The sequence below is a fragment of the Microbacterium gorillae genome, from assembly GCF_000826185.2.
GTDB lineage: Bacteria > Actinomycetota > Actinomycetes > Actinomycetales > Microbacteriaceae > Microbacterium > Microbacterium gorillae.
Window position 1 is genome coordinate 488,551 of sequence record NZ_LN648874.1, and the last position, 21,999, is coordinate 510,549.

The following is a 21,999-nucleotide window of genomic DNA, read 5'->3' on the forward strand; positions in this document are numbered from 1 at the left end:
TCGCACAGTCCGTGGGCACCGTCACCGCGGGAGGAATTCAGAATGTCCAGCACAGCACCGGTCGCCTTCGTCACCGGGGGCGCCTCCGGAATCGGCCTCGCCGTCGTCAACCGGTGGATCGCGGAGGGCGGGCACGCCGTCATCGCGGACGTTCGAGTCGAGTCCCTGGACGAGGCGGTGGGGGCGCTTCCGGTCGGCACGGCCCGGGGCGTCGTCTGCGATGTGACGGATCGGGCGAGTGTGGATGCGGCTCGCGCCAGTGTCGCCGGCACGGAGGCACGCCTGGACGCCGTCGTGAACTCCGCGGGTATCGCGCGCCCGGAGCCGAGCAGTGCGATCACCGACGCGGCCTTCCAGCTGATGCTCGAGATCCACGTCACCGGGTCGATGCGGGTCTGTCGCGCCGCATACCCGCTGCTGCGCGCGTCCGGTGGTGCGATCGTGAACGTGGCCAGTGTCGCGGCGATCGCCGGTCTGCCGGAGCGCGCGAGCTACACCTCGGCGAAGTCCGCCATCGGTGGTCTCACCCGCACGCTGGCGGTGGAGTGGGGGAGGACCGGCGTACGCGTGAACGCGGTCGCGCCCGGCTACGTCCGCACCGCCTTGACCGACAAGCTCATCCGGGACGGGGATCTCAACGACGAACCGGTGCGTTCGCGGACGCCGCTGGGTCGCTTCGCGGAACCGGACGAGATCGCCGGGGCCGTGCAGTTTCTGGCCGGTTTGGCTTCGTCCTTCGTCAACGGGCACGTTCTGGTCGTCGACGGTGGACTCACCATCGACGGCGACTGGTACTGACCGGTCCGGGCAGGTCAGAAACCGGCCGCCGACGCCGCGTCGAGCAATCGCCGGCGCAGCGTCTCTCCGCGCTCACTGAAGGCACGCTGTCGCCGGACGTACTCAGCCTTACCCGCGGGCGTCTCGACGGTGACGGGGGAGAAACCCCACTCCGTGAGGTCGTAAGGAGATGCCTCCATGTCGAGGCGCCGGATGTCTCGGGCCAACTCGAAAGCGTCGAGCAGCGTCTCTCCGGGAACCAGCGGGCCGAGCTTGATCGCCCACTTGTAGAGGTCCATGCCGGCGTGGAGGCAACCGGGCTGCTCGCGCTGCGCCTGAGTGTCCCGCGTCAGGGGCAGCTCATTCCGTCCCGTCGCGGCCGGCGTGAAGAACCGAAAGGCGTCGAAATGCGTGCACCGCAGGTCGGCGCCCTCCACGACGCTGTCCGTCCCCCGCTGGCCCAGGCGGAGGGGAACCGCGTGCCGGTGCTCGCCCTGCTGATAGACCATCGCCCACTCGTGCATTCCGAAGCACCCGAATCGCGCCGGACGCGACGTCGTTGCTCGCAGCAGCGCCACGATCCGCTCGATTCCGGCGCCGCGGTCCGCACGCAGCGCATCCAGATCGACGCAGACGCCCTCCGCCGTGAGCCGGTACCAGCGCCAGGCGGCCTGCGGGGCGTGGGCGGCATCAGCCAGCACCGTGCCGGCGCCGGGGTGCCAGCGACGCAGAACGCTCGGCTTGTAGGAGTAGTAGGTGAACAGGAAGTCCCAGACCGGATGAGTCTCGCCGCGTGCCGCTCGCTCCCGATGCTCGAGCGTCAGCGCATCGGCCCGTGCGACGTGGGCCGCGCCCATCGTCGTCCAGGCTTCGCGCGGCATCGAAACACGCGTGATCACGGGGGAAATCATGTCTTCATTCTCTCTCGCCGCCCGCTAATCTGAATTCCATGCAGACCCAGCCGCCCCCGGGGGCAGCGGCGACGGAGCTCGCGTTCCGGCAGAGTCAGACCAAGAAGGTGCTCAGCACGCTGATCATCATCGCGGTTCTCGGCCTACTCGCGTTCATGTTCTTGCCGCGATTCCTCCCGAACACCATGAACCACGCCACGCGCTACACGATCGCGGGGCTCGCCACCGCGGTCGTCGCGGCGCTGATGATCGTCACGACGCTGTGGCTCGGCAACACCCGGGTCGTGGTCACTCCCACGCACGTCGAGGTGCGCCGCCCGGGGAAGACGATCCATTCGTGGCCGCGCGAAACCACGGCGTTCAACACGCACGTACTGAAGCAGACCACGAACGGGATTCCGTCCGGCACGACGCGGTCGCTCGTCGCGCACACGCCTGCCGGGACGACGAAGGTGGCCTTCTCCACCATGTCGCGGAACACCTTCAACGAGATGTTCGCCGCCGTGTCAACCCCGGTCGGCGTCGCGCCCGGGGCAGCAGGCGCGGCTCCTGCGGCGCGTCCGCAGGCACTTGTCGGCTTCCCTCGTGTCTTCGAGACCAAGCCGCCGGTGTTGCGCCGACGGGCGAGCGTGCTGATCGTCCTGGGAGTGATCGCTCTCGTGGTCGCGGTCGCTCTGATCTACCTCGGCATCACTGACGAGTCGATGGCCTTCAGCGAGTTCGTCGTTTACGGCACGGTCGTCCTCATGGTCGCCCTGGTCCTGGTGGTCATCGGGACCGTGGGCTTCGTGCAGGACGCGGCACGTCCGAAGCGCATCGAGGTGGGCGCCGCCGGCGTCAACATCGACGGGACGACGTACCCGTACGCCGGCCTGAGTCGCATCTGGGTGACGCCGGACACCTACCAGCGTCGTCGTCTGAAGCTCGTCGGCCCGACCGGCGTCGCGAAGACGTACTCGCTGGGAGTGGCGACCACCAACCCGGACAAGGCCGTCCTGGGGGACTGGGTCAATCTCGTCGGGTCGCTTCAGCAAGCGACCGCCGCGACCCCGGGACTCGTCGCATTCGACCTCGAGTGAGCCGTTCTCATCCGATCACGGGCTCGGCAGCACACGCTGCCGGGCCCGTCCTCGTTCGGGGCGCGGGAGAGGTGGGTGGTCGATGCCCCGGCTGCCTCCTCACTCTCACGGTCGAACGGCGGGGCACAGCCCGGTAGGATCGCCGCAAACTGACGACCTTGCTCTGGGCGGGAGGGACCGACATGGTTGCACGAGGATGTCTCGGCCTGTGGGTCGCCGCCGGTGCCGCGCTCGTGCTCACCGGGTGCGCCGGCCCACCGAGCGGTGCCGGCGGCCGGCGTGCCGGCTGCCGCATCGTCAGCTCCAACCGAGACGGCGGCGCGTGACGCGACCGCCGAGGAGGATCCGAACACCGCGCTGGGCGCGATGGAGGGCGTCCCGTGCATGCTCGCGAATCGTGCCGGCGATGCACGCTGGGTGGGGGAGCCCGATGTCGGACTCACCGCCGGAATGGATGTTCTGCAGGCGTGGGTGGACGAGAACAATGACACCGCGGTATCCGTGTTCGCCTGCAGCGACTACAGCGGTGCCGTCCTGCTCGTGACTCCAGCGGCCGCCGGTGTCGAAGACATCGTCGCGAAGGCGGCGCAGAAGTTCTCCCACGGCGAGTCCGTTCGGGTCGAGTACCAACCCGCATCGCTCGCCGATCTCCTGGCCGCCACGAACGAGCTCTCCGCCCGGGCGATGGACGTCCCTGGTGTCGCGAGCATCGGTGTGGATGCGATCCGCGGCGTGGTCAGGATTCGCACCAGCGAGGAACCTCCGGGCGTCGGTGAGCGAGTCCAGGACATCGAGTCGGCCTTCCGGGACGTCAATCCGGATATCGCGATCATGTGGGACCACCAGAGCTGACCGGCCCACACCCGTCCGTCTCCTTGAAGAGGTGACGCGAAAGGGGCTCCGGACGAATGTCCGGAGCCCCTTTCAGCGTGCGATCAGTGCTTCGCGTCGCCCTCGATCTCGGGAGCGTCGTGGCCGCCGGCGACACCGTGCGCGTGGTGCGCGTCAGCCGCGTCGAGCTCGGTCTGCGTGACCGGAGCCAGGCGGTCCTCGAAGAACCAGCGGGAGATCGCCGCGCGCGTGTTCTGCCAGAAGCCGATGCGGCCCTTCGCGTTCGGACGCACGACCAGCGGCTCGTACGTGTCGTAGTCGACGAGCTTCCAGCGGTCGTACGCGTCGACCGGCTTGTGGACCTCGATGTACTCGCCACCCGGGAGTCGGACGATGCGTCCGGACTCGTAACCGTGCAGCGCGATCTCGCGGTCCTTCTTCTGCAGCGCGATGCAGATCCGCTTCGTGACGAAGTAGGCCAGGATCGGGCCGAGGATGAGCAGCGCCTGGAGGGAGTGGATGACCCCCTCCATCGTCAGGTGGAAGTGCGTCGCGATCAGGTCGGACGAAGCGGCGGCCCACATCACGGCGTAGAACGTGACACCTGCGGCGCCGATGGCGGTGCGGGTCGCCGCGTTGCGAGGACGCTGAGCGATGTGGTGCTCGCGCTTGTCACCCGTGACCCAGGCTTCGATGAACGGGTACAGCAGGACCAGCACGATGAAGCCACCGAGCACGACCAGCGGGATGATGATGTACCACGTGAAGGAGTGGCCCCACAGGATCGTCTCCAGGTGCGGCGGAATCAGTCGCAGCATGCCGTCCGCGAAGCCGATGTACCAGTCCGGCTGGGTACCGGCGGACACAGGGGAGGGGTCGTATGGTCCGTAGTTCCAGATCGGGTTGATCTGGAAGAGCGACGCGATCAGGACGATCACACCGAAGACGAGGAACAGGAAGCCGCCCATCTTGGACATGTAGACCGGCATCATCGGGTAGCCCACGACGTTCTGGTTCGTGCGGCCGGGGCCGGCGAACTGCGTGTGCTTGTTGATGATCATGAGCATCAGGTGGAGGACCACCATGGCGATCACCAGCAACGGGAGCAGCAGGATGTGCAGCGTGTACAGGCGGCCGACGATCTGCGTGCCCGGGAACTCGCCGCCGAAGAGCAGGAACGAGGTCCAGGTGCCGATCAGCGGAATGCCCTTGACCATGCCGTCGATGATGCGCAGGCCGTTACCGGAGAGCAGGTCGTCCGGCAGCGAGTAGCCGGTGAAGCCCTCGGCCATTGCGAGGATGAACAGGACGAAACCGATGACCCAGTTCAGCTCGCGCGGCTTGCGGAACGCGCCGGTGAAGAACACGCGGAGCATGTGCACGCCGATGCCGGCGACGAACACGAGCGCCGCCCAGTGGTGGATCTGGCGGACCAGCAGTCCACCACGGATGTCGAAGGACAGCCGGAGGGCGGAGTCCATGGCCGCGGACATCTCGACACCACGCATCGGGGCGTACGCACCCGTGTAGTGGGTCTCGACCATCGAGGCCTGGAAGAAGAACGTCAGGAACGTGCCCGAGAGGAACACGACGACGAAGCTCCACAGGGCGATCTCACCCAGCATGAACGACCAGTGGTCGGGGAAGATCTTCCGGCCGAGCTCCTTGACGAAGCCGGACAGGCTGGTGCGCTCGTCGAGATAGTTCGCGACGCCGCCGATGAACTTCCCGCCGAGGGGCTTGTTTTCCGCCTTCTGCTCAGAAGGCGCGGTTGCGGTACTCAATGACGCTCCCAGAAGCTCGGGCCGACGGCCTCGGTGAAGTCGCTCTTCGCGATCAGGTACCCCTCGGAGTCAACCTCGATCGGAAGCTGCGGCAGCGGACGTGCAGCCGGGCCGAAGATGACGGCCGCGTGACGGGTGATGTCGAACTGCGACTGGTGGCACGGGCACAGCAGGTGGTGCGTCTGCTGCTCGTACAGGGCCACCGGGCAACCGACGTGCGTGCAGACCTTGGAGTAGGCCACGATGCCCTTGTAGGACCAGTCCTTGCGGGACGGTTCCTCGATGAGGTCCTCCTCCGGGAGGCGGACCAGCAGCACGATGGCCTTGGCCTTCTCCTCCAGGTAGCCGTCGTGGTGCGACAGCTTCGCGAGGGATTCCGGGATCACGTGCACGGCGGAACCGAGCGTCAGGTCAGCGGCACGGATCGGAGTGCCGTCCGGGTCGTGCGCGAGGCGCTCCCCGGTCTTCCACATCGTCTGGTTCAGGAGTGCGACCGGGTCGCCCGCGATGGGGTTGTCCGGCGTGGAGTGCGGTGCGAGTCCGCGGAACAGCGTGACGCCCGGGATGATCGAGGCGACGACGGCGGCGATCAGCGAGTTGCGGATCATCGTCCGGCGGCCGAAGCCGCTCTCTTCGTTGGCCTCGGCGAAGGCCTCGACGGCAGCCTCGCGAGTGGCGTCCTTGCCGCGGGTCTGGTGACGCGCCTCGACGTGCTCCTTGTCCGACATCAGCGCCTTGGACCAGTGGATCGCGCCGATACCGATCGCGAGCAGTGCCAGGGCGATGCCGAGACCGATGAAGAGGTTGTTGTACCGGACATCGATGAGCTTGCCGCTCTCGATCGGGAACAGCATGTAGGCGGCGACCGCCCAGATGCTCCCCGCCACGGACAGGTAGAAGAGGGTGTAGACCGTGCGCTCAGCGGCCTTCTCGGCCCGAGGGTCCTTGTCGGTCATCCGCTCGCGGTGCGGCGGGAGGCCGGGGTTCTGGGCCGGGTCATCGGTCGCGACAGCGGTGCCGGCCGGAGGCTGATAGCTCCGTTCCAGCGCCTGCGAGTCGTCCTCGTGTGCCATTGTGCTCCTCGTACGTGAATTCTTAAGAGTGACCGGGCGTCAGTTCGACTTCGCCGTGATCCAGACGGTGATGGCGACCAGAGCGCCGATACCGAAGATCCAGATGAACAGGCCCTCTGAGACGGGACCGAGCGAGCCGAGCGTGAACCCGCCGGGGTTCACCTCCTGCTGCGTGAACACGAGCGAGGCGATGATGTCCTGCTTGTCCTGTTCGGTCAGCGTCATGTTGTTGAACACCGGCATGTTCTGCGGACCGGTGACCATCGCGGCGTAGATGTGCAGCGGGCTGGTCGAGGTCAGCGGTGGAGCGTACTTTCCCTCCGTGAGTGCACCACCGGCGGCGGCCACGTTGTGGCACATCGCGCAGTTGATGCGGAAGAGCTCCGCACCGCGGGCGACGTCACCCTCGCCGGAGATGATGTTCTCCGCGGGATAGGTGGCACCCGGGGCGACCGACTGCACCCAGGCGGCCATGTCGCGGGTCTGCTCCTCGGTGAACTGCACCGGCTTCTGCGGAGCCTGGGGGCCCTGCATCTGCAGCGGCATGCGACCGGTGGACACCTGGAATTCGACGGCCAGTTCGCCCACGCCGACCAGCGACGGTCCGTTGGCGGTTCCCTCGAGGTCCATACCGTGGCAGGTGGCGCAGTTCGCCTGGAACAGCTTCTTGCCCGTGTCGGTGTCGGCCGCGGCCGAAACGCTCGTGGAGGAGTCGGTGGTGGCGGCGACCGCAGCGCTCGCGCCGGCGTAGGCCCCACCGGTGAGGAGGAGTCCGAGACCGATCAGCGCGACCGCGGCCAGCGGGCTGCGCCGGCCGTTGTTGCGGGTCTTCTTCTCTCGTGCCATGTCTGTGACAGCTCCGCTTCTTACTTGAGGAAGTAGATGACGGCGAACAGGGCGATCCACACCACGTCGACGAAGTGCCAGTAATAGGACACGACGATCGCGGTGGTGGCTTCCTTGTGCCGGAAGTTCTTGACGGCGTAGGCGCGTCCGATGACGAGGAGGAACGCGATGAGGCCGCCGGTGACGTGCAGGGCGTGGAAGCCGGTCGTGATGTAGAACGCCGAGGCGTAGGAGTCAGCCGAGATCGGCATGCCCTCCGTCACCAGGGTCGTGTACTCCCAGACCTGTCCGGACACGAAGATCGCGCCCAGCGCGAAGGTCAGCCAGAACCACTCGACCATGCCCCAGCCCAGCGGACCGCGCGACTTCGTCGAGTACGGCTGCATGCGCTCGGCGGCGAAGACACCCATCTGGCAGGTCACGGAGGACAGCACCAGGACGATCGTGTTCACCAGCGCGTAGGGCACGTTGAGCATCTCGGTGCGGCTCGCCCACAGCTCCGGGGAGGTGCTCCGGAGGGTGAAATAGATCGCGAAGAGGCCGGCGAAGAACATGACCTCGCTGCCGAGCCACACGATGGTGCCGACGGCTACGGGATCAGGTCGCTTGATGCTTCGGGCCACGGGGGCATGCGTCACTGTGCTCGTCACAAGATCCATTATTGCCGATTTCTTCTCAGGATTTTCGCAACTGCACCACACGGGTCTCCCGGCGACGGGCGCGGGCTCGGTGCCGCGAGCCTGGGAACCTGCCGTGCATCTGGGATGGAGGACCGATCGCGGAGTATTCGCGAGGGCGAAGATACCGACGCCGCGTCGGCGTGTCGTGCCCGGATAGGATTCGAACATGACCGAATCCCTCACCTGGCCTGACCTCCTCACCGCTCTGCTGGACCGACGAGACCTCAGCGTGTGGGAGTCGACCTGGGCCATGCGACAGGTCATGAACGGTGACGTGAGTGATGCCCAACTGGCCGGATTCCTCGTCGCTCTCCGAGCGAAGGGGGAGACCGTCGACGAGATCGTGGGCTTCCGCGACGCCATCTTGGAATCGGCGGTGCCGCTGCCCGTTCCGGCCGATGTGCTGGACATCGTCGGCACCGGCGGAGACCGCCACCGCACCGTCAACATCTCCACGATGTCCTCGATCGTCTGCGCGGCGGCGGGCATCCCGGTGGTCAAGCACGGCAACAAGGCGGCGAGCTCCTCGTCCGGTGCCTCCGATGTGGTGACGGCTCTCGGCGTGAACCTCACTCTGGATCCGGAGAAAGTCGCCGAGGTCCTCCGGCGCACGGGGATCTCGTTCGCGTGGGCGGCCGCGTTCCACCCCGGCTTCCGGCACGCGGGAGCAACCCGGGGCGAGCTGGCGATCCCGACCGTGTTCAACATCCTCGGTCCGCTGTGCAATCCGGCGCGCGCCGAGGCCAACGCCGTGGGTGTCGCGCAGCTTGATCGCGTTCCGCTGATCACCGGCGTCTTCCGCACCCGCGGGGCGACCGCACTCGTCTTCCGCGGCGACGACGGTCTCGACGAGCTGACCACGACCGGTCACTCGCGGATCTGGGAGGTCACCCGCGGTGACATCCACGAGCACGATCTGGACCCGCGCGATCTGGGCATCCCGTTCGCATCGTTGGAGGACCTGCGCGGCGGGGACCCCGAGCACAACGCCGACGTGGTGCGCTCGGTCCTCACCGGTCAGACCGGTCCGGTGCGTGACATCGTGCTGCTGAACGCGGCAGCGGGCATCGTCGCGTACACGCTGTCGCATGACGCAGCGCAGGCGCAACGCTCCATGGTGGAGCGCATGGCGGAGGCCGTCGTGCGGGCGAGGACGGCGATCGACGAGGGGGCCGCGGAGCGCAAGCTCACGGAGTGGATCGACGTCACGTCGGAGCTCGCGGAGTCCTGAGGTCGCGCGTGGACCCCGTCGCCGCACTGCAGGAGATCGCCACCCTGCTCGAACGGGAACGGGCGTCCCGTTACCGTTCGAAGGCGTTCCGCTCCGCCGCGGCGGCCATCGCGAACGTTCCCGCGGGGGAGCTGCGCCAACGGCTGACGACCGGTCGGATTCCGGGTGTCGGGGACACCACGCGCGCCGTCATCCTGCAAGCGCTGGCCGGCGACGTGCCGGAGAGACTGGCCGAACTCCGCGCACGCTTCGCGGTGGAGGTCAGCGTGTTGCGGTCCCGTCTGCGCGGCGATCTGCACGCACACACCGAGTGGTCGGACGGCACGACGCCCATTCAGGAGATGGTCGATGCGGCGGCCGCGCTCGGGCATGAGTACCTGGCGATCACGGATCATTCGCCGCGCCTGCGCGTCGCGCGCGGCCTGTCGCCCGAGCGGCTGCGAGAACAGATCGTCGTGATCCGCGGGCTGGACGCGCCGTTGGCCGTGCTGAGCGGTATCGAAGTGGACATCCTCACCGACGGTGCCCTGGACCAGGAAGACGAGCTGCTGGATGAGCTCGACATCGGCGTGGCGTCCGTCCACTCGAAACTGCGGATGGAGAGCGGACCGATGACGGCCCGCATGATCCGTGCCGTCTCGTCCGGCCGTGTGCAGGTGCTGGGACACTGCACCGGGCGACTCGTCGCGGGGGAGCGCGGCACCCGTCCGCCATCGGCGTTCGACGCGGAGGCGGTCTTCGCGGCCTGCCATGAGAACGGTGTGGCCGTGGAGATCAACTCCCGGCCCGAGCGCGATGATCCGCCGGACGAGCTGATCGCACTGGCGCTTGAGATCGGGTGCCTGTTCGCAATCGACTCGGACGCCCATGCGCCGGGTCAGCTCTCGCTGCTGGATCATGGTGCGGCGCGGGCGGAGAACGCGGGGATTCCCGCAGAGCGCATCGTGACCACCTGGCCCCTCGACCGGCTGCGATCCTGGACCGGCCGCTGAACGGTGTGGCGGGGCGGCCCGCATAGGATCGGGGCGTGATGTCAGCCGTGCGGAGACCCCTGCCCTGGTTGATCTTCGGGGGACTGTTCGTCGCGGCGCTGAGCATGCGGTCCCCGATCGTGGCGCCGACTCCGGTCATGAGCAGGATCGCCGCGGACTTCGGTATCGACGCGGGGACGGCGGGCCTGATCACGACCGCTCCGGTCCTCATGTTCGCGCTGCTGACGCCGGTCACCGCCGTCGTCGTCCGGCGGCGCGGGCCCGAGGCCGCTCTGATGATGACGTTGGTCGGAGTGCTGATCGGGTCGTTCGTGCGGGCGCTGCCCGGGTTCGGCTGGATGCTCGCGGGCATGGTCATCATCGGTGCGGTGATCATGATCGGCAACGTCGCAGTGCCGGTGATCATCCGCCGGGACACGCGGCCGGATCGCGTCCCTCTCGTGACGGCCGCGTACACGGCGATGCTGAACGTGGGCTCGCTGCTGACCACGCTGCTGACGGCTCCGCTGGCGGATGCGGTCGGCTGGTCGCTCGCGCTCCTGCTGTGGAGCAGCATCACCGTGGCCGGTGTTCTGCTGTGGGGCGCGCACCTGATTCGCAGCCGGAAGTCCGTCCCGGACGCGGCGGCGGTCGCTGCCGAACGAGATGCGGTGGCGGCGGTCACGGGTCCGATTCCCGTCGTCGGGCCGAAGCCGCGACTGCTGCGTCCCGTCACGATCGTGCTGCTGCTGGCGTTCGGGATGCAGTCGGGCGCGTACTACTCCCTCACGACGTGGCTCCCGTCGATCGCCCATGACGTCCTCGGGGAGGGCACGACGGCGGCGGGAGCGCTGGCGAGCATCTTCCAGGGTGTCGCGATCGTCGGCGCGTTGCTGATCCCCGTCCTGATGCGGTACCTGCCGATTCCGGCGGTCAGCGGCATCGTCGGGCTGGCGTGGGTGACGGTGACGCTGGGCATGACGATCGCGCCGCACCTGATGGCGCTGTGGATGACGATCGGCGGCTTCGCTCAGGCGGGCGGATTCATCACGATTCTGACGCTCATGGTCACAGCCGCTCGTTCTGACTACGAAGCGGCGGGGATGTCCGCGATCGTGCAGGGCGGCGGTTACCTGATCTCGACGACCGGGGCGCCCGTGACCGGACTGCTGCACGATGTCAGCGGTGGGTGGGCGGTCCCACTGTGGGTGCTCACCGCGGTGTCCGTGGTGTACCTGCTGACGCTGGTCGTGGCGAGCAGGATGGCTCGACCGAGGCCCGCGTGAAGGATCAGGCCTCCGGGATCGCAGCGAGGTAGCGGTCGAGGGCCGAGGCATAGCCCCAGCGGTCGGCGTGCTTGCGGGCGGCGTCTGCGTTCGTCGGTTCAGCCAGCGGAACCTCGGGCACGCTGACGTCCACGTCGCGAGCCACGCGGACCACGGCGGGGGCGACTTCGAGGTACACCGCTGCAGCCAGCAGCTTCTTCTGCACGCCCGCGGACATTCCGGTGCCCGATTCGGCGGCGGTGATGATTCCGGAGAGGGTGTCATGCGTCTGCAGCAGGGTGGCGGCCGTCTTCTCGCCGACGCCGGCGACGCCCGGAAGGCCGTCCGAGGCGTCCCCGCGCATGGTTGCGAAGTCGGCGTACTGCGCGGCATGGATGCCGTACTTGGAGACGATCGATTCGTCCGTCAGGACCTCGAGGTTGCTCATGCCGCGGGCGGTGTAGATCACGCGGACACCACGTTCGTCATCGATGAGCTGGAAGAGATCGCGGTCTCCGGTCACCACGTCGACCGGTCCTTCGGCATGCGTGGCCAAGGTGCCGATGATGTCATCCGCCTCGAAGTCCGCGTGCCCCACGATCGGGATGTCGAGGTTCGCGAGCATCTCCCGGATGAGCGGGATCTGCGCGGTCAGCTCCGCCGGCGTCTCCTCCGTGTCCGGGCCGTCCGCGTTCTCCGCCACGACGCGATGCGCCTTGTAGGTCGGGATGAGGTCGACGCGCCACTTCGGGCGCCAGTCGTCGTCCCAGCACGCCACCACAGCGGACGGGCGGTAGGTCGTGACGAGCTTCGTGATGATGTCAAGCAGCCCGCGAACCGCGTTGACCTGCGTTCCGTCCGCGGCCCGCACGGTGTCCGGGACACCGTAGAACGCACGGAAGTAGAGACTGGCGGTGTCCAGGAGCATGAGCGGGCCGGGTCGATCCATGGGCTCAGCGTATCCGGCTCTCTCCCGCCGCAGGTCGACGCGCGCGCTTTGAGAGTTCCAGCCTCATCCGTTGTTCCTTCGCCTCCCGTTTCCGCTGGGCCGGGTTCCTTCGACCCCGTGGGTGGAGACGTTCCGCTCGCCGATTGCGCTCCAGCGTGCGCCGGACCCTCTGGCTTATGACGACACGGGTTTTCGGGATGGTCGCGTTCTCGTTTCGGCGCACGGTTCCTGGAGGTGGCTGGGTCGAGTGCGCTCGTCCTTGCGGGTGCGATTCGTGCCGCGCTTCGAGGGGCTCGGGTGGCTGGGTTTCCAGCGGCTTAAGACTGCCCGGTGGATGGGGACGTTCCAGACGCCGTCTCACGGTCCGTCCGCGTGCATCCGCCCCTGGTCGTTGGGCGAGCGTTGGCGAGCCGAAAACGCGGTGAGATCATGGCGGGATCGGGTGTGAGAGAAACCTCATTTCCACAGGCTTAAATCCATTCACAGCCTGGGATATTCAACGTCCAATGTCGGAGGCCCGGCGTAAAATATGGGTTATGAACACCACGATGGAACGGACCCGGGAAACGATGGCACACGCCGTCGCCGACCTCCGCTCCATCCTGGTTTCCGGCACCCTCGACACCGCCGACCGGGACGACATGCTCGGGTTCATGATCGGGGTCGGCGACCTCTACCGGCAGGTCGAAGCCACCCTGGTCATCGGCACCGGTGTCATCGAGAAGCGCTCCGCCACGGCGGAGCGCTTCGACGTTGCCAGCGACTGCCGCTCCGCCAACGAAGTGATGCAACGCACCACCGGTGCCGCCCCCACCACCATCAAGCGATGGAGCCGGCTCGCGGCCGTCGTGAAGCCGGAGCGCACGCTCGCGTCGGGTGAGGTGCGGCCAGCAGAGTTCCCGGCCCTCCGCGACGCGCTCACCACCGGCGCCCTCGGGGCGGATGGTCTGGAAGCCGCCACCCGGCCCTTGCGGGAGATCAAGGATCGCGTCGCGTCGACGGACCTCGCGGAGGTCGACGAGGTTCTCGCGGCGATGACCACGACCACCGGCGCACCGGTGATGTGCGCCACCCTCCGCGAGCTCTCCCTCCGGCTCGCCACAGACCTCGACCTCACCGGCGCCGAGGCTGAAGAAGAGAAAGCCTTCCAGGGTCGGGCCCTGCGGCTCGGCGTCAAGCGCAACGGGCTCGTCCCGATCACCGGTCAACTCGTCCCTGATGTTGCCGGGGCACTCTCGGTGCTGTTGGATTCGATCAACAACCCGCACGGCCAGCCCGCCGGGGCGAAGTTCCGGCCCACCGACGAGTCGGACGAGAATGCGGATGTGCGGAGCATGGCGCAACGCAACCATGACGCTCTCGGCACGATCCTTGCCGCGGTCCCGAATGCTCCGGACATGCCGACGAATGGCGGCGGCGCCCCGGTGCTGGTGATCCACGCGACTGAGGACACCGTCCGTGCCGGTGAAGGCTGGGCCACGATCCCCGGGGCCGACGGGACGGGTACCGATCTTGCGGTACCGTTCGCCGCGGCGAAGCACGTCGGATGCTGTGGCACCATCCAACACCTCACCACCGCCCCCAAACGGACGCATCGTCAAGCTCACCATCGACAAGCGGCTCTTCAGCACCGATCAGCGGCGTGCGATCAGCGCCCGGGACCGGTCCTGCGTGATCCCGGGATGCCACACCCCAGCCCGGTGGTGCGAGATCCACCACGTGAAGGAATGGTCCAGGGGCGGTGAAACGGATGTCGATAACGGGGTGCTGATCTACTGGCACCACCACCGATTCATCGACCGCATGGGGTGGGACATCCGGATGAACGACGGCGTCCCCGAAGTCCGTCCACCCGACTGGATCGACCCCACGAAGACCTGGCATTCGACCGGCCCACGGGCCGCGGGACTGCCGAAACGGGGTGCGTGATGCGTGGGGAGAACTCCGTCCGCACCACACCCACCCTGCGCCCCGCGACGGCCCGTCGCGCCGGCGCTCGCCCAACAACCGAGAGTGGGCCGGCGACCGGCGCGACGACGGCCATCCGGGGGACGCGAGCCGGCGACGCGAGCCGATCCATCACGGACGGTCTTAAGCCGAAAACCCAACCCCGCCGGAACCCGCAGCGCCGAACCCAACGCACCCACGCCACCCCGAGCGCACCCGACGCAACCACCCCGAAATCCGTGCGCCGAAACGCGAACAGCACCACCCCGAAAACCCGTGTCGTCTCAAGCGAAATGAACGCGAGAACGCTGGTACGCGACACGAGCACCTCCGCCACCCACGGACCAACGCTTCGTCGAACGACCCGGACAGAGACCGCGCACCGGAATGAGAACGGCGCGCGGCCCCCGAAGGGAACGCGCGCCGTCGAACCTCGAACGTCAGCCGGCGACCGTCTCCTCCGCAGGCTGCGTCAGCGTGTCGAGGGCGATCACGCCGTAGTCCCATCCCTTGCGGCGGTAGACCACCGACGGCTGGTCACTGCGAGCGTCCACGAACAGGAAGAAATCGTGGCCCACGAGCTCCATGCGATCCACCGCATCCTCGACGGTCATCCACTCCGCGTCGAAGCGCTTGGTCCGGATCACGACGGGCGTGTAGTCCGGCTCGTCCTCGTTGCCGGTCAGGATCGGGATCTCACCGGTCCGCACCTGCTTGAGAACGTCCGCCGAAGCGGGCTGAAGGTCGAGCCCCGCGATCGCACCCGAGTTCTTGTCCAGGTGAGCGCCGCGCGGGTTGTCCCGCGCGTCGAGCCGCTTGCCCTTCACACGCCGCATCTGCTCCATGAGCTTGTCCAGCGCGATATCGAACGCGACGAACTTGTCCGCGTCCGTCGACTCCGCCCGCACGACCGGCCCCTTGCCCACGAGCGTGAGCTCAACGGTCTCGTCATCCATGCGGCCTTGGCGATAAGCATGATGGGTCACCTTGACGTCCAGGCGCTGCGCCCGGGGTGCGATGTTGCCCAGTCGAGCGGCCTTCTCCTCAGCCACCTCGCGGAATCGGTCCGAGATACCGACGCCCACACCGACGAAGCTCGTTTCCATCTCTGGCCTCCCTGTCCGGTCCGCCGGAGGGCGGACCCTCTCGCTTGTGAACCCCACCGTAGCCGCCCCGTCCGAGGATGTCACCCGATGTTCATCGGAGAAATTCGTCGGAGTGTGCTGACCGCCGTCGCGGCCGCGAGAACCGGCACACCGGAGGCTCGCAACACCACCTCCGCCGCGTGCAGAGTGGCCCCTGTGGTGACCACGTCGTCCACCAGAATCACCCCGGCGATCCCCGGCAACGGACGGCTCCGAACACGAAACGCGCCGCGCATGTTCTCAATGGGTGGGCCTGTCTGACATTCCACCACCTTCCTGTCCGTCGACAGCGTCGAATGTTAAGAGGAGGCAGGCAACCGGACCGCCGGCACGCCCAGCCGACCCAGCAGCAGGTCGGGCACCCGGTACCCCCGACGCCGAAACGCCGCCGCGCCGGTCGGGATCGGAACGACCGCCACCCGCTGCCCCGCCGCCGCGCGACGCAGCGCCGCACCCAAAGCCGGGCTGAGCACCCGGGCGAGCCCCGTCCGCCCGTCCTCCTTCAGCCCGCGCAGGATCGCCGCCGTCCGCTCGTCCCACACGGCACCGCTGTGCACGGCCAACCCGTGCACGGTCCGGACGAGCGTCTGCAGCTCCGGACGGCACCCGACACAGCAGGCGACCCCCGTCCGAGAGCACACGGCGCACTCCTGCGGCAGCAGCAGCCCGCCGGCATCCCGCAGGGCCGCCACCACCGCTGCACGCACCGTCACCGCGCCAGTCTGGCCCGGCACCGCGAAGCGGATCGGCTCCGGCCGCCACCCGAGGTCAGGGAACACGCTGGGGAGGAACCCACCCGCCCCCCGACCGGGGCGGCCGTCCGGCTTCCCGACCCTAGGAGACCTGCTGCACCCCGAGCACGTGAATGCCCTCGGCGACCTTCGTCCACGACGACCCACGACGCGTGTACAGAACCCCATCGGCCGTCAGCACGCGCACCGTCGTGGAGACGTTCGTCCCCGCCAGCGACGCAGCACCGGTGGGCGCCGAGATCACCTCGGTCTTGCCCCCGATCATGCTCGTCACGAGGTTCATGTCCTCACCGTCGGCGACCAGCGTGCCGACGGTGGAATCATCGAGCCACGTCAGCCCGGTCCCGGCGCCCGTCAGCGACGCCACCTCCACGAACGCGCCCACCCCGGACGGCACGCCGTCGCTGTCACGCAGCACCGGGAAGTAGCCGAGCCACGACTGGCCGTCGACGGTCCCGGTCACCGCCAGGCGCGTGCCGTCGCGGGAGATCTCCATCGCCCGCACCGCGGAGACGCCCGTCGGCGGGTTCTTCACCTCGACGTTCTTACCGTCCGTCCCGATCACGTGAAGCGCCCCGGGCTGGGCTCCGGGCAACGACCAGATGTAGCCCTCCGGGTCGATCGTGGGCGCGATGAGACCCGGCCGGTCATCGACCGTGACCGCATCCGCCCCGGTCGTCACGCTGCGCACGACACCGTCGGCCGAGCGGAACACCGCGAGTTGGCGACCGGACTCGTAGGCCAACGACTTCGGCGACATGGCCAGGATCGGCTTGCTCAACCCGGAAAGCGCCGTGACCTGCGATCCGACCAGTGTGCCGGCTTCATCAGCGGTCACCACCAGCGCGGACGTGGGCACGGCGGTGGACCGCGGACTGGCATCCGAGATCGTCAGGTCCGTCGAACCCAGCACCATGTCCACACTGCGCACCCCGGGGATGTAGAGGCTCCGCTGCAGCTGCTGGGAGATCCGGGACAGGGACGTGGCGTCGGTCTTCGGCAGTTCCGCGAACGTCACGACCGCCCGCGACGAATCCAGCCGCACCGCCGGCTCGCTCATGCGCGTGCCCGACGCGAACGCGTTGCGCACCGCTCCCTCCAACCCGGGGCTGGGCCCGGCGACGAGGGCGTTCACGATCCGCGACTCCGCCAGGGACGCCGGGAACCAGCGGATGTCCGGCACCAGGAAGGTCCACGTCGGATCGTAGAAGGCCACCTCGTACCAGTTGTAGACCTGGTTGAAGTTGAGGTCCTCGATCACGATGCCGGCGGGCGCGTCGACGATGCGCCACTCGCCGCTCTCCTGCACGAGGGTGTACTTCAGCGTGGTCGTCTCGCCCCGCGCGCTCTCCGAATACACACCGGAACCGTCCACCGTGCCCGTCAAGGTCGCCGTCAAGGTCACCGTGGCGGTTCCGTCACCGCCGGCCTTCATCGCGTAGTGCGCCGCGTCGTCGGTGTACACCGTGACCCCACCGTCAGGCGTCCACGGGGAGCCGGACGCCACGAACTCGTGCGCGATCTCATAGTTGTTCGCGGGGCTCGTGGACGCTTCCACGAAGTCCTGCACGATGCGCTCCGGATCGGAACCGGCCACCGGCGCCCCCGGCTTCAGCTCGATGGGCGGCTGGACGGCGTCCTCGGGCACATCCCCCGCGTACACCGACGACGAGGTCGGCATCGCCCCGCACCCGGCCAGGGCGAGCACCGCGACGAGGACGGCGGCGGCGAATCGGCGACGGATCACGAGGTGCCCTCCGCTCGCGGCAGACGAATGGGTTCGGTCATCCCGAGGGCGTCGAGCGCCGCCGTCGTCTCGGCGGGTTCCAGCGGCACCGGGGAATGCGTCGGCGACACCCCGGATCGCCGCGGCAGGGTCAGGACGAAGTTCGTCCCGACGCCCTGCTCGGACCACACCGTCAAGGTGCCGTGGTGCAGGCGCGCATCGCCGAGCGCGATGGACAGCCCGAGTCCGGTGCCGCCGATGGTCCGTTTCCGCGACGGATCGGCCCGCCAGAACCGGTCGAACACCCGCTGCGTGTCCTCGGCCCGCATGCCCAGGCCGAAATCGCGGACACCGATCGCGACCGCATCCTGGTCACTGTCCACGGTCACCACGATGGGACCGCCCTCACCGTGTTCGATGGCGTTGCCGACGAGGTTGCGCACCACGCGACGGACGCGACGCGGGTCCATGTCCACGGGCGAGTATCCGCCCGGCGCCACGAAGCGCAGATCGCTGTCGTGCTGCTGTGCGAGCGGGCGCATCTGCTCGACGACGTCCTCCGCCAGGTGTGCGAGGCTCGTCGCTTCCATGTCGAGCTGGACCGAGCCGGCGTCGTACCGACTGATCTCCAACAGGTCCGTCAGCAGCGTCTCGAACCGCTCGACCTGGTCGTGCAGCAGTTCCGCGGTGCGCGCCGTGGTGGGATCGAAGTCGTCGCGACTGTCGTTGAGCATGTCCGAGGCGAGCTTGATCGTGGTCAGCGGTGTGCGCAGCTCGTGCGAGACGTCGGAGACGAACCGCTGCTGCACCAGGGACAGTTCCGCGAGCTCCTTGATCTGTCCCTCCAGGCTGTCCGCCATGGCGTTGAAGGACCGACCCAGCGTCGCGATCTCACTTTCGCCGCGGACGTCCAACCGCACCCCGAGGTCGCCCTCGGCCAGGCGCTCACTGGTCTCGGCCGCCTGCTCGATCGGCACCGTCACCTGGCGCAGCACGAACCACGAGATCACGCCGATGATGCCGAGCAGCACGATGCCGGTCACCCACAGCGCGCCCTGCAGAAAGCTCAGCGTCGCCTGCGCCGCAGTCAGGTCGTACGTGATGTACAGCGCGAACTTGCCGGCCTCCGGCACCGTCAGCTGCTGGCCGATCAGCAGGCCGGGCGCGATCCCTCCGTCCGCGTCGGTCAACGCGACGGACTGCACCCACATCGTCCCGGGTTTGTCGCTGACGTTCTGCCGCATCGCGGGCGTGATGATGTCATCGGAGAAACCGGCGGTCTGGAACTCCTGCGCCGTGGTCGCGGTCGGTTGGTCCGTGCTGAGGCGGCGCAGGGCGAAACCGTCCGCGGCGGCGAGGCGGCTGATGCGAGATTGCACCTCGCTCATCAGGGCGAACATCTTCGACCGGTCCCCGCCGATGTCCGCGGCGTCCAGGGCGGCCTGCGCGTCCGAGGCCGCCGTGCGAGCGCTCACCAGCGCCTGGTCCTGCCGCGAGTTGAACAGGTTCGTCTGCACCAGGAAGGACATGGTCAAGAAGACCACCAGCAGCGACAGTGCCGTGAGGAAGACGGCGATGGCGGTCGTCCGGAAACGCAACGAGTGCCGCCAGGAGCGGGACATCGTGGCGGCCCAGGCACGGACGCCGCGGGCGGCGCCGACCGTTCGCACGGTCACCTCATTCCACGGCGCCGGCCCGGTACCCGACACCGCGCACCGTGGTGACGATCTTCGGGTTGTCCGGGTCCAGCTCCACCTTCGCCCGCAGCCGCTGCACATGCACGTTCACGAGCCGGGTGTCGGCCTTGTAATGATATCCCCACACCTGCTCCAGGAGCATCTCGCGGGAGAACACCTGCTGCGGCTTGGCGGCGAGGGCGACGAGCAGTTCGAACTCGAGCGGCGTCAGAGCGATCACATCATCGCCGCGGCGGACCTCGTGCGCGGCGACGTCGACGGTCAGGTCTCCGACGCGCAACGGCTCGTTGCCGCCGGACGATGTCGGACGCAGGCGCGTGCGGATGCGCGCGACCAGCTCCTTCGGGTTGAACGGCTTGACCATGTAGTCATCCGCGCCCGCCTCGAGCCCGGTGACGACATCCGCCGTGTCCGACCGCGCGGTCAGCATGATCACCGGAACACCGGATTCCAGCCGGATCCGCCGGCACACCTCGATGCCGTCCAAGCCCGGGAGCATGAGATCCAGGAGCACCAGGTCCGGTCGCCCGGTGCGGAACGCGTCGACGGCCTCGGCCCCGTCCGCGCAGAAGACGGTGTCGAAACCCTCTGTGCGCAGCACGATGCCGATCATCTCCGCGAGCGCGGTGTCGTCGTCGACGACGAGGATGCGTGACGTCATTGCGTCGTTCGTCCTTCGGTTCTGGCGGGCCGCACGGGCCCGGCGTGATTCCAGACTAATAGACCGCACCCACGATCCGGCAGAGCGGTATGACACGATGGGAACACCGCCGATCCAAAGGGGAAGACGTTGGCGCAGCAGACTTCGTGGACACCGGCCTCGCAGCCGGGCCTCATTCCGCTCTACCCGATGTCGTTCGGGCAGGTCTTCGGGCGGACCTTCGCCGCTCTCCGCCACAACCCCAAGGTGCTGCTCGCGTTCGCCGTGTGCGTGCAGGCGCTGGTCTCGGCGGCGTCCTCGCTGCTGATTCTCTACGTCGGCATGCCGCTGATGTTCCGCCTCGAGACGATCAACGTGAACACGGAGGACGGCCAGGCCGTCGCGGCCGGCACGACGGTGCTGTTCTTCCTGATGGCGATCGCGGCCGGCCTGGTCTCGCAGTGCCTCGCCGTCATCATCCAGGGCATCGTCGCCGTGGACGTCGCAGCCGGGGCGGTCGCGGAGAAGATCACCCTCGGCGAGGCGTTCCGGCGACTGAAGCCGTCGATCCTGCGCCTGATCGGGTACACCCTGCTGTTCAGCGCCGCGGTAACGGTCGCGGTCGCGATCGTGGTCGGCGTCGTGATCCTCCTGATGGCCACAGCCGGCAACACCGGCATCGTCCTCGGGGTGATCATCATCCTCCTCGGCGCGGCGGCGGCCGTCGCCGCCACCATCTGGCTGGGGACCAAGCTGCTGCTCGTGCCGAGCACCATCGTGCTCGAGCGCGTCGGCATCTTCGCCGCCATCCGTCGGTCCTGGACCCTCACGCGCGGCCGGTTCTGGCCGATCTTCGGCATCTCCGTCCTGATCTCCCTGGCCTTCTCCGCGATCGGCAGCGTGATCGGTTCGGTCTTCCAGCTCGCCGGCTCCTTCATCGCCAGCAGCGTCATGCCCAACGGTTCTGAGGCCTCCATCGAACAGGTCCTCACGCTGGTCACGGCGCAGGCGCCGGGCACGATCGTTCAGCTGGTCGTGTCCGCGGTCGGGTCCGTCGTGACCGCCACCGCGGCGACGATCCTCTACATCGACGCCCGCATGCGCAAGGAGGGCCTGGACATCGACCTGCTCACCTACGTCGAGCGCCGCGACGCCGGCGAGCCGACGGTCGCGGATCCGTACGCCTACGACCCCGCCACCGTCCACCGTCCGGCACCGGTCCCCGGCGCCTACGCCCCGCAGCAGGCGGGCTACCCGTACGCACAGGGATTCCCGCAGCAGCAGGGGTACCCGCAGCAGCGGCCCTACGCCGGCCAGCCCTATCCGCAGCAGCAGGCGTACCCACAGCAGCAGCCCTACCAGCAGCAGCCCTACCCGCAGCAGTCCTACCCGCAGCAGGGATATCCGCAGCAGCAGCAGTACCCCGGCCAGACGTACCCCGGACCGGCGTCGCCGCAGCAACCGCAGTCCTACCCGGGACAGGGGTACCCGCAGCAGCAACCGGCCTCTCCCCCGCCCGCTGCCCCGCAGCCGCCCGCGGGAACCGGCCCCGGACCGGCGTCGCCGCAGCAACCGCAGTCCTACCCGGGACAGGGGTACCCGCAGCAGCAACCGGCCTCTCCCCCGCCCGCTGCCCCGCAGCCGCCCGCGGGAACCGGCCCGTACACGCCCCCCTCCGGCGGAACAGCCTGACCC

General features: G+C 68.3%; 21 protein-coding genes. 10 read left to right on the forward strand and 11 right to left on the reverse strand.

Features of this window, described 5'->3' with window-relative positions:
• The first annotated feature begins 42 nt into the window (after window positions 1-42).
• Entirely contained in the window at window positions 43-798 is a 756-nt protein-coding gene (locus BN1193_RS08310) for an SDR family NAD(P)-dependent oxidoreductase (protein ID WP_040165404.1), read from the forward strand.
• 14 nt (window positions 799-812) lie between these two features.
• Here the strand turns inward: BN1193_RS08310 and BN1193_RS08315 are convergent, their stop codons facing one another.
• Entirely contained in the window at window positions 813-1,688 is an 876-nt protein-coding gene (locus BN1193_RS08315; RefSeq protein ID WP_407662100.1) for a 3-methyladenine DNA glycosylase, read from the reverse strand.
• A 38-nt stretch (window positions 1,689-1,726) separates the two neighbouring features.
• Here BN1193_RS08315 and BN1193_RS08320 point away from each other — a divergent pair, with 38 nt between their 5' ends.
• The 3 genes from BN1193_RS08320 to BN1193_RS17875 all read left to right on the forward strand — a co-directional run bounded on the left by BN1193_RS08320 (window position 1,727) and on the right by BN1193_RS17875 (window position 3,619).
• Window positions 1,727-2,767 carry a hypothetical protein gene (locus tag BN1193_RS08320; protein WP_040165405.1) on the forward strand — a complete coding sequence of 347 codons (1,041 nt, stop codon included), beginning with the start codon at window positions 1,727-1,729 and terminating at the stop codon, window positions 2,765-2,767.
• 182 nt (window positions 2,768-2,949) lie between these two features.
• Window positions 2,950-3,093: a hypothetical protein gene (locus BN1193_RS18030; RefSeq protein WP_154670784.1), complete on the forward strand. Its 144-nt coding sequence runs from the start codon at window positions 2,950-2,952 to the stop codon at window positions 3,091-3,093.
• A gap of 58 nt (window positions 3,094-3,151) precedes the next feature.
• Window positions 3,152-3,619, forward strand: a complete 468-nt coding sequence (locus BN1193_RS17875) for a hypothetical protein (protein ID WP_154670785.1) — start codon at window positions 3,152-3,154, stop codon at window positions 3,617-3,619.
• An 83-nt stretch (window positions 3,620-3,702) separates the two neighbouring features.
• Here the strand turns inward: BN1193_RS17875 and qcrB are convergent, their stop codons facing one another.
• The 4 genes from qcrB to ctaE are packed head-to-tail and all read right to left on the reverse strand — an operon-like array spanning window position 3,703 to window position 7,960.
• A complete protein-coding gene (qcrB, locus tag BN1193_RS08330) occupies window positions 3,703-5,382 on the reverse strand; it encodes a cytochrome bc1 complex cytochrome b subunit (RefSeq protein ID WP_052460561.1) in 1,680 nt (559 codons plus the stop codon).
• On the reverse strand, window positions 5,379-6,455 hold the full coding sequence (gene qcrA, locus BN1193_RS08335; protein WP_040165407.1) for a cytochrome bc1 complex Rieske iron-sulfur subunit: 1,077 nt from the start codon (window positions 6,453-6,455) through the stop codon (window positions 5,379-5,381). Before qcrA ends, qcrB begins: the two co-directional genes overlap by 4 nt.
• Window positions 6,456-6,494: 39 nt before the next feature.
• Complete coding sequence (gene qcrC, locus BN1193_RS08340; protein WP_040165408.1) at window positions 6,495-7,301, reverse strand: cytochrome bc1 complex diheme cytochrome c subunit; 807 nt, start codon at window positions 7,299-7,301, stop codon at window positions 6,495-6,497.
• A 20-nt stretch (window positions 7,302-7,321) separates the two neighbouring features.
• Window positions 7,322-7,960 carry an aa3-type cytochrome oxidase subunit III gene (gene ctaE / locus BN1193_RS08345; RefSeq protein WP_040165409.1) on the reverse strand — a complete coding sequence of 213 codons (639 nt, stop codon included), beginning with the start codon at window positions 7,958-7,960 and terminating at the stop codon, window positions 7,322-7,324.
• Window positions 7,961-8,147: 187 nt separating this feature from the next.
• On the opposite strand from ctaE, the gene trpD reads away from it, so the two are divergent.
• From trpD to BN1193_RS08360, 3 genes are read left to right on the forward strand one after another with little or no spacing between them, the layout of a single operon-like run.
• The gene (gene trpD / locus BN1193_RS08350) at window positions 8,148-9,212 is read left to right on the forward strand and encodes an anthranilate phosphoribosyltransferase (RefSeq protein WP_040165410.1); all 1,065 of its coding nucleotides are present in this window, start codon (window positions 8,148-8,150) and stop codon (window positions 9,210-9,212) included.
• 8 nt (window positions 9,213-9,220) lie between these two features.
• Window positions 9,221-10,204 (forward strand): PHP domain-containing protein, encoded by a 984-nt coding sequence (locus BN1193_RS08355; RefSeq protein WP_040165411.1) that lies wholly within the window; start codon window positions 9,221-9,223, stop codon window positions 10,202-10,204.
• A 38-nt stretch (window positions 10,205-10,242) separates the two neighbouring features.
• On the forward strand, window positions 10,243-11,469 hold the full coding sequence (locus BN1193_RS08360) for an MFS transporter (RefSeq protein ID WP_040165412.1): 1,227 nt from the start codon (window positions 10,243-10,245) through the stop codon (window positions 11,467-11,469).
• 4 nt (window positions 11,470-11,473) lie between these two features.
• On the opposite strand, the gene BN1193_RS08365 is transcribed toward BN1193_RS08360, so the two are convergent.
• Window positions 11,474-12,397, reverse strand: a complete 924-nt coding sequence (locus tag BN1193_RS08365; protein WP_230206452.1) for a 5'-3' exonuclease — start codon at window positions 12,395-12,397, stop codon at window positions 11,474-11,476.
• Window positions 12,398-12,933: 536 nt separating this feature from the next.
• Between BN1193_RS08365 and BN1193_RS08370 the strand changes: the two genes are divergently transcribed.
• Window positions 12,934-14,142: a DUF222 domain-containing protein gene (locus BN1193_RS08370; protein ID WP_040165413.1), complete on the forward strand. Its 1,209-nt coding sequence runs from the start codon at window positions 12,934-12,936 to the stop codon at window positions 14,140-14,142.
• On the forward strand, window positions 14,117-14,326 hold the full coding sequence (locus BN1193_RS17880) for a hypothetical protein (RefSeq protein ID WP_141396657.1): 210 nt from the start codon (window positions 14,117-14,119) through the stop codon (window positions 14,324-14,326). Before BN1193_RS08370 ends, BN1193_RS17880 begins: the two co-directional genes overlap by 26 nt.
• Before the next feature lie 458 nt (window positions 14,327-14,784).
• On the opposite strand, the gene hpf is transcribed toward BN1193_RS17880, so the two are convergent.
• From hpf to mtrA, 5 genes are all read right to left on the reverse strand, one after another.
• Window positions 14,785-15,450 (reverse strand): ribosome hibernation-promoting factor, HPF/YfiA family, encoded by a 666-nt coding sequence (hpf, locus tag BN1193_RS08375; RefSeq protein WP_040165414.1) that lies wholly within the window; start codon window positions 15,448-15,450, stop codon window positions 14,785-14,787.
• Between the two features lie 338 nt (window positions 15,451-15,788).
• Window positions 15,789-16,202 carry a hypothetical protein gene (locus tag BN1193_RS08385; RefSeq protein WP_141396658.1) on the reverse strand — a complete coding sequence of 138 codons (414 nt, stop codon included), beginning with the start codon at window positions 16,200-16,202 and terminating at the stop codon, window positions 15,789-15,791.
• 121 nt (window positions 16,203-16,323) lie between these two features.
• Entirely contained in the window at window positions 16,324-17,988 is a 1,665-nt protein-coding gene (locus tag BN1193_RS08390; protein WP_040165415.1) for an LpqB family beta-propeller domain-containing protein, read from the reverse strand.
• Window positions 17,985-19,589: an MtrAB system histidine kinase MtrB gene (gene mtrB / locus BN1193_RS08395; RefSeq protein ID WP_094770390.1), complete on the reverse strand. Its 1,605-nt coding sequence runs from the start codon at window positions 19,587-19,589 to the stop codon at window positions 17,985-17,987. Before mtrB ends, BN1193_RS08390 begins: the two co-directional genes overlap by 4 nt.
• 55 nt (window positions 19,590-19,644) lie before the next feature.
• Complete coding sequence (gene mtrA, locus BN1193_RS08400) at window positions 19,645-20,325, reverse strand: MtrAB system response regulator MtrA (protein ID WP_040165416.1); 681 nt, start codon at window positions 20,323-20,325, stop codon at window positions 19,645-19,647.
• A 129-nt stretch (window positions 20,326-20,454) separates the two neighbouring features.
• Between mtrA and BN1193_RS08405 the strand changes: the two genes are divergently transcribed.
• A complete protein-coding gene (locus tag BN1193_RS08405) occupies window positions 20,455-21,996 on the forward strand; it encodes a glycerophosphoryl diester phosphodiesterase membrane domain-containing protein (protein ID WP_052460565.1) in 1,542 nt (513 codons plus the stop codon).
• Window positions 21,997-21,999: the final 3 nt, after the last annotated feature.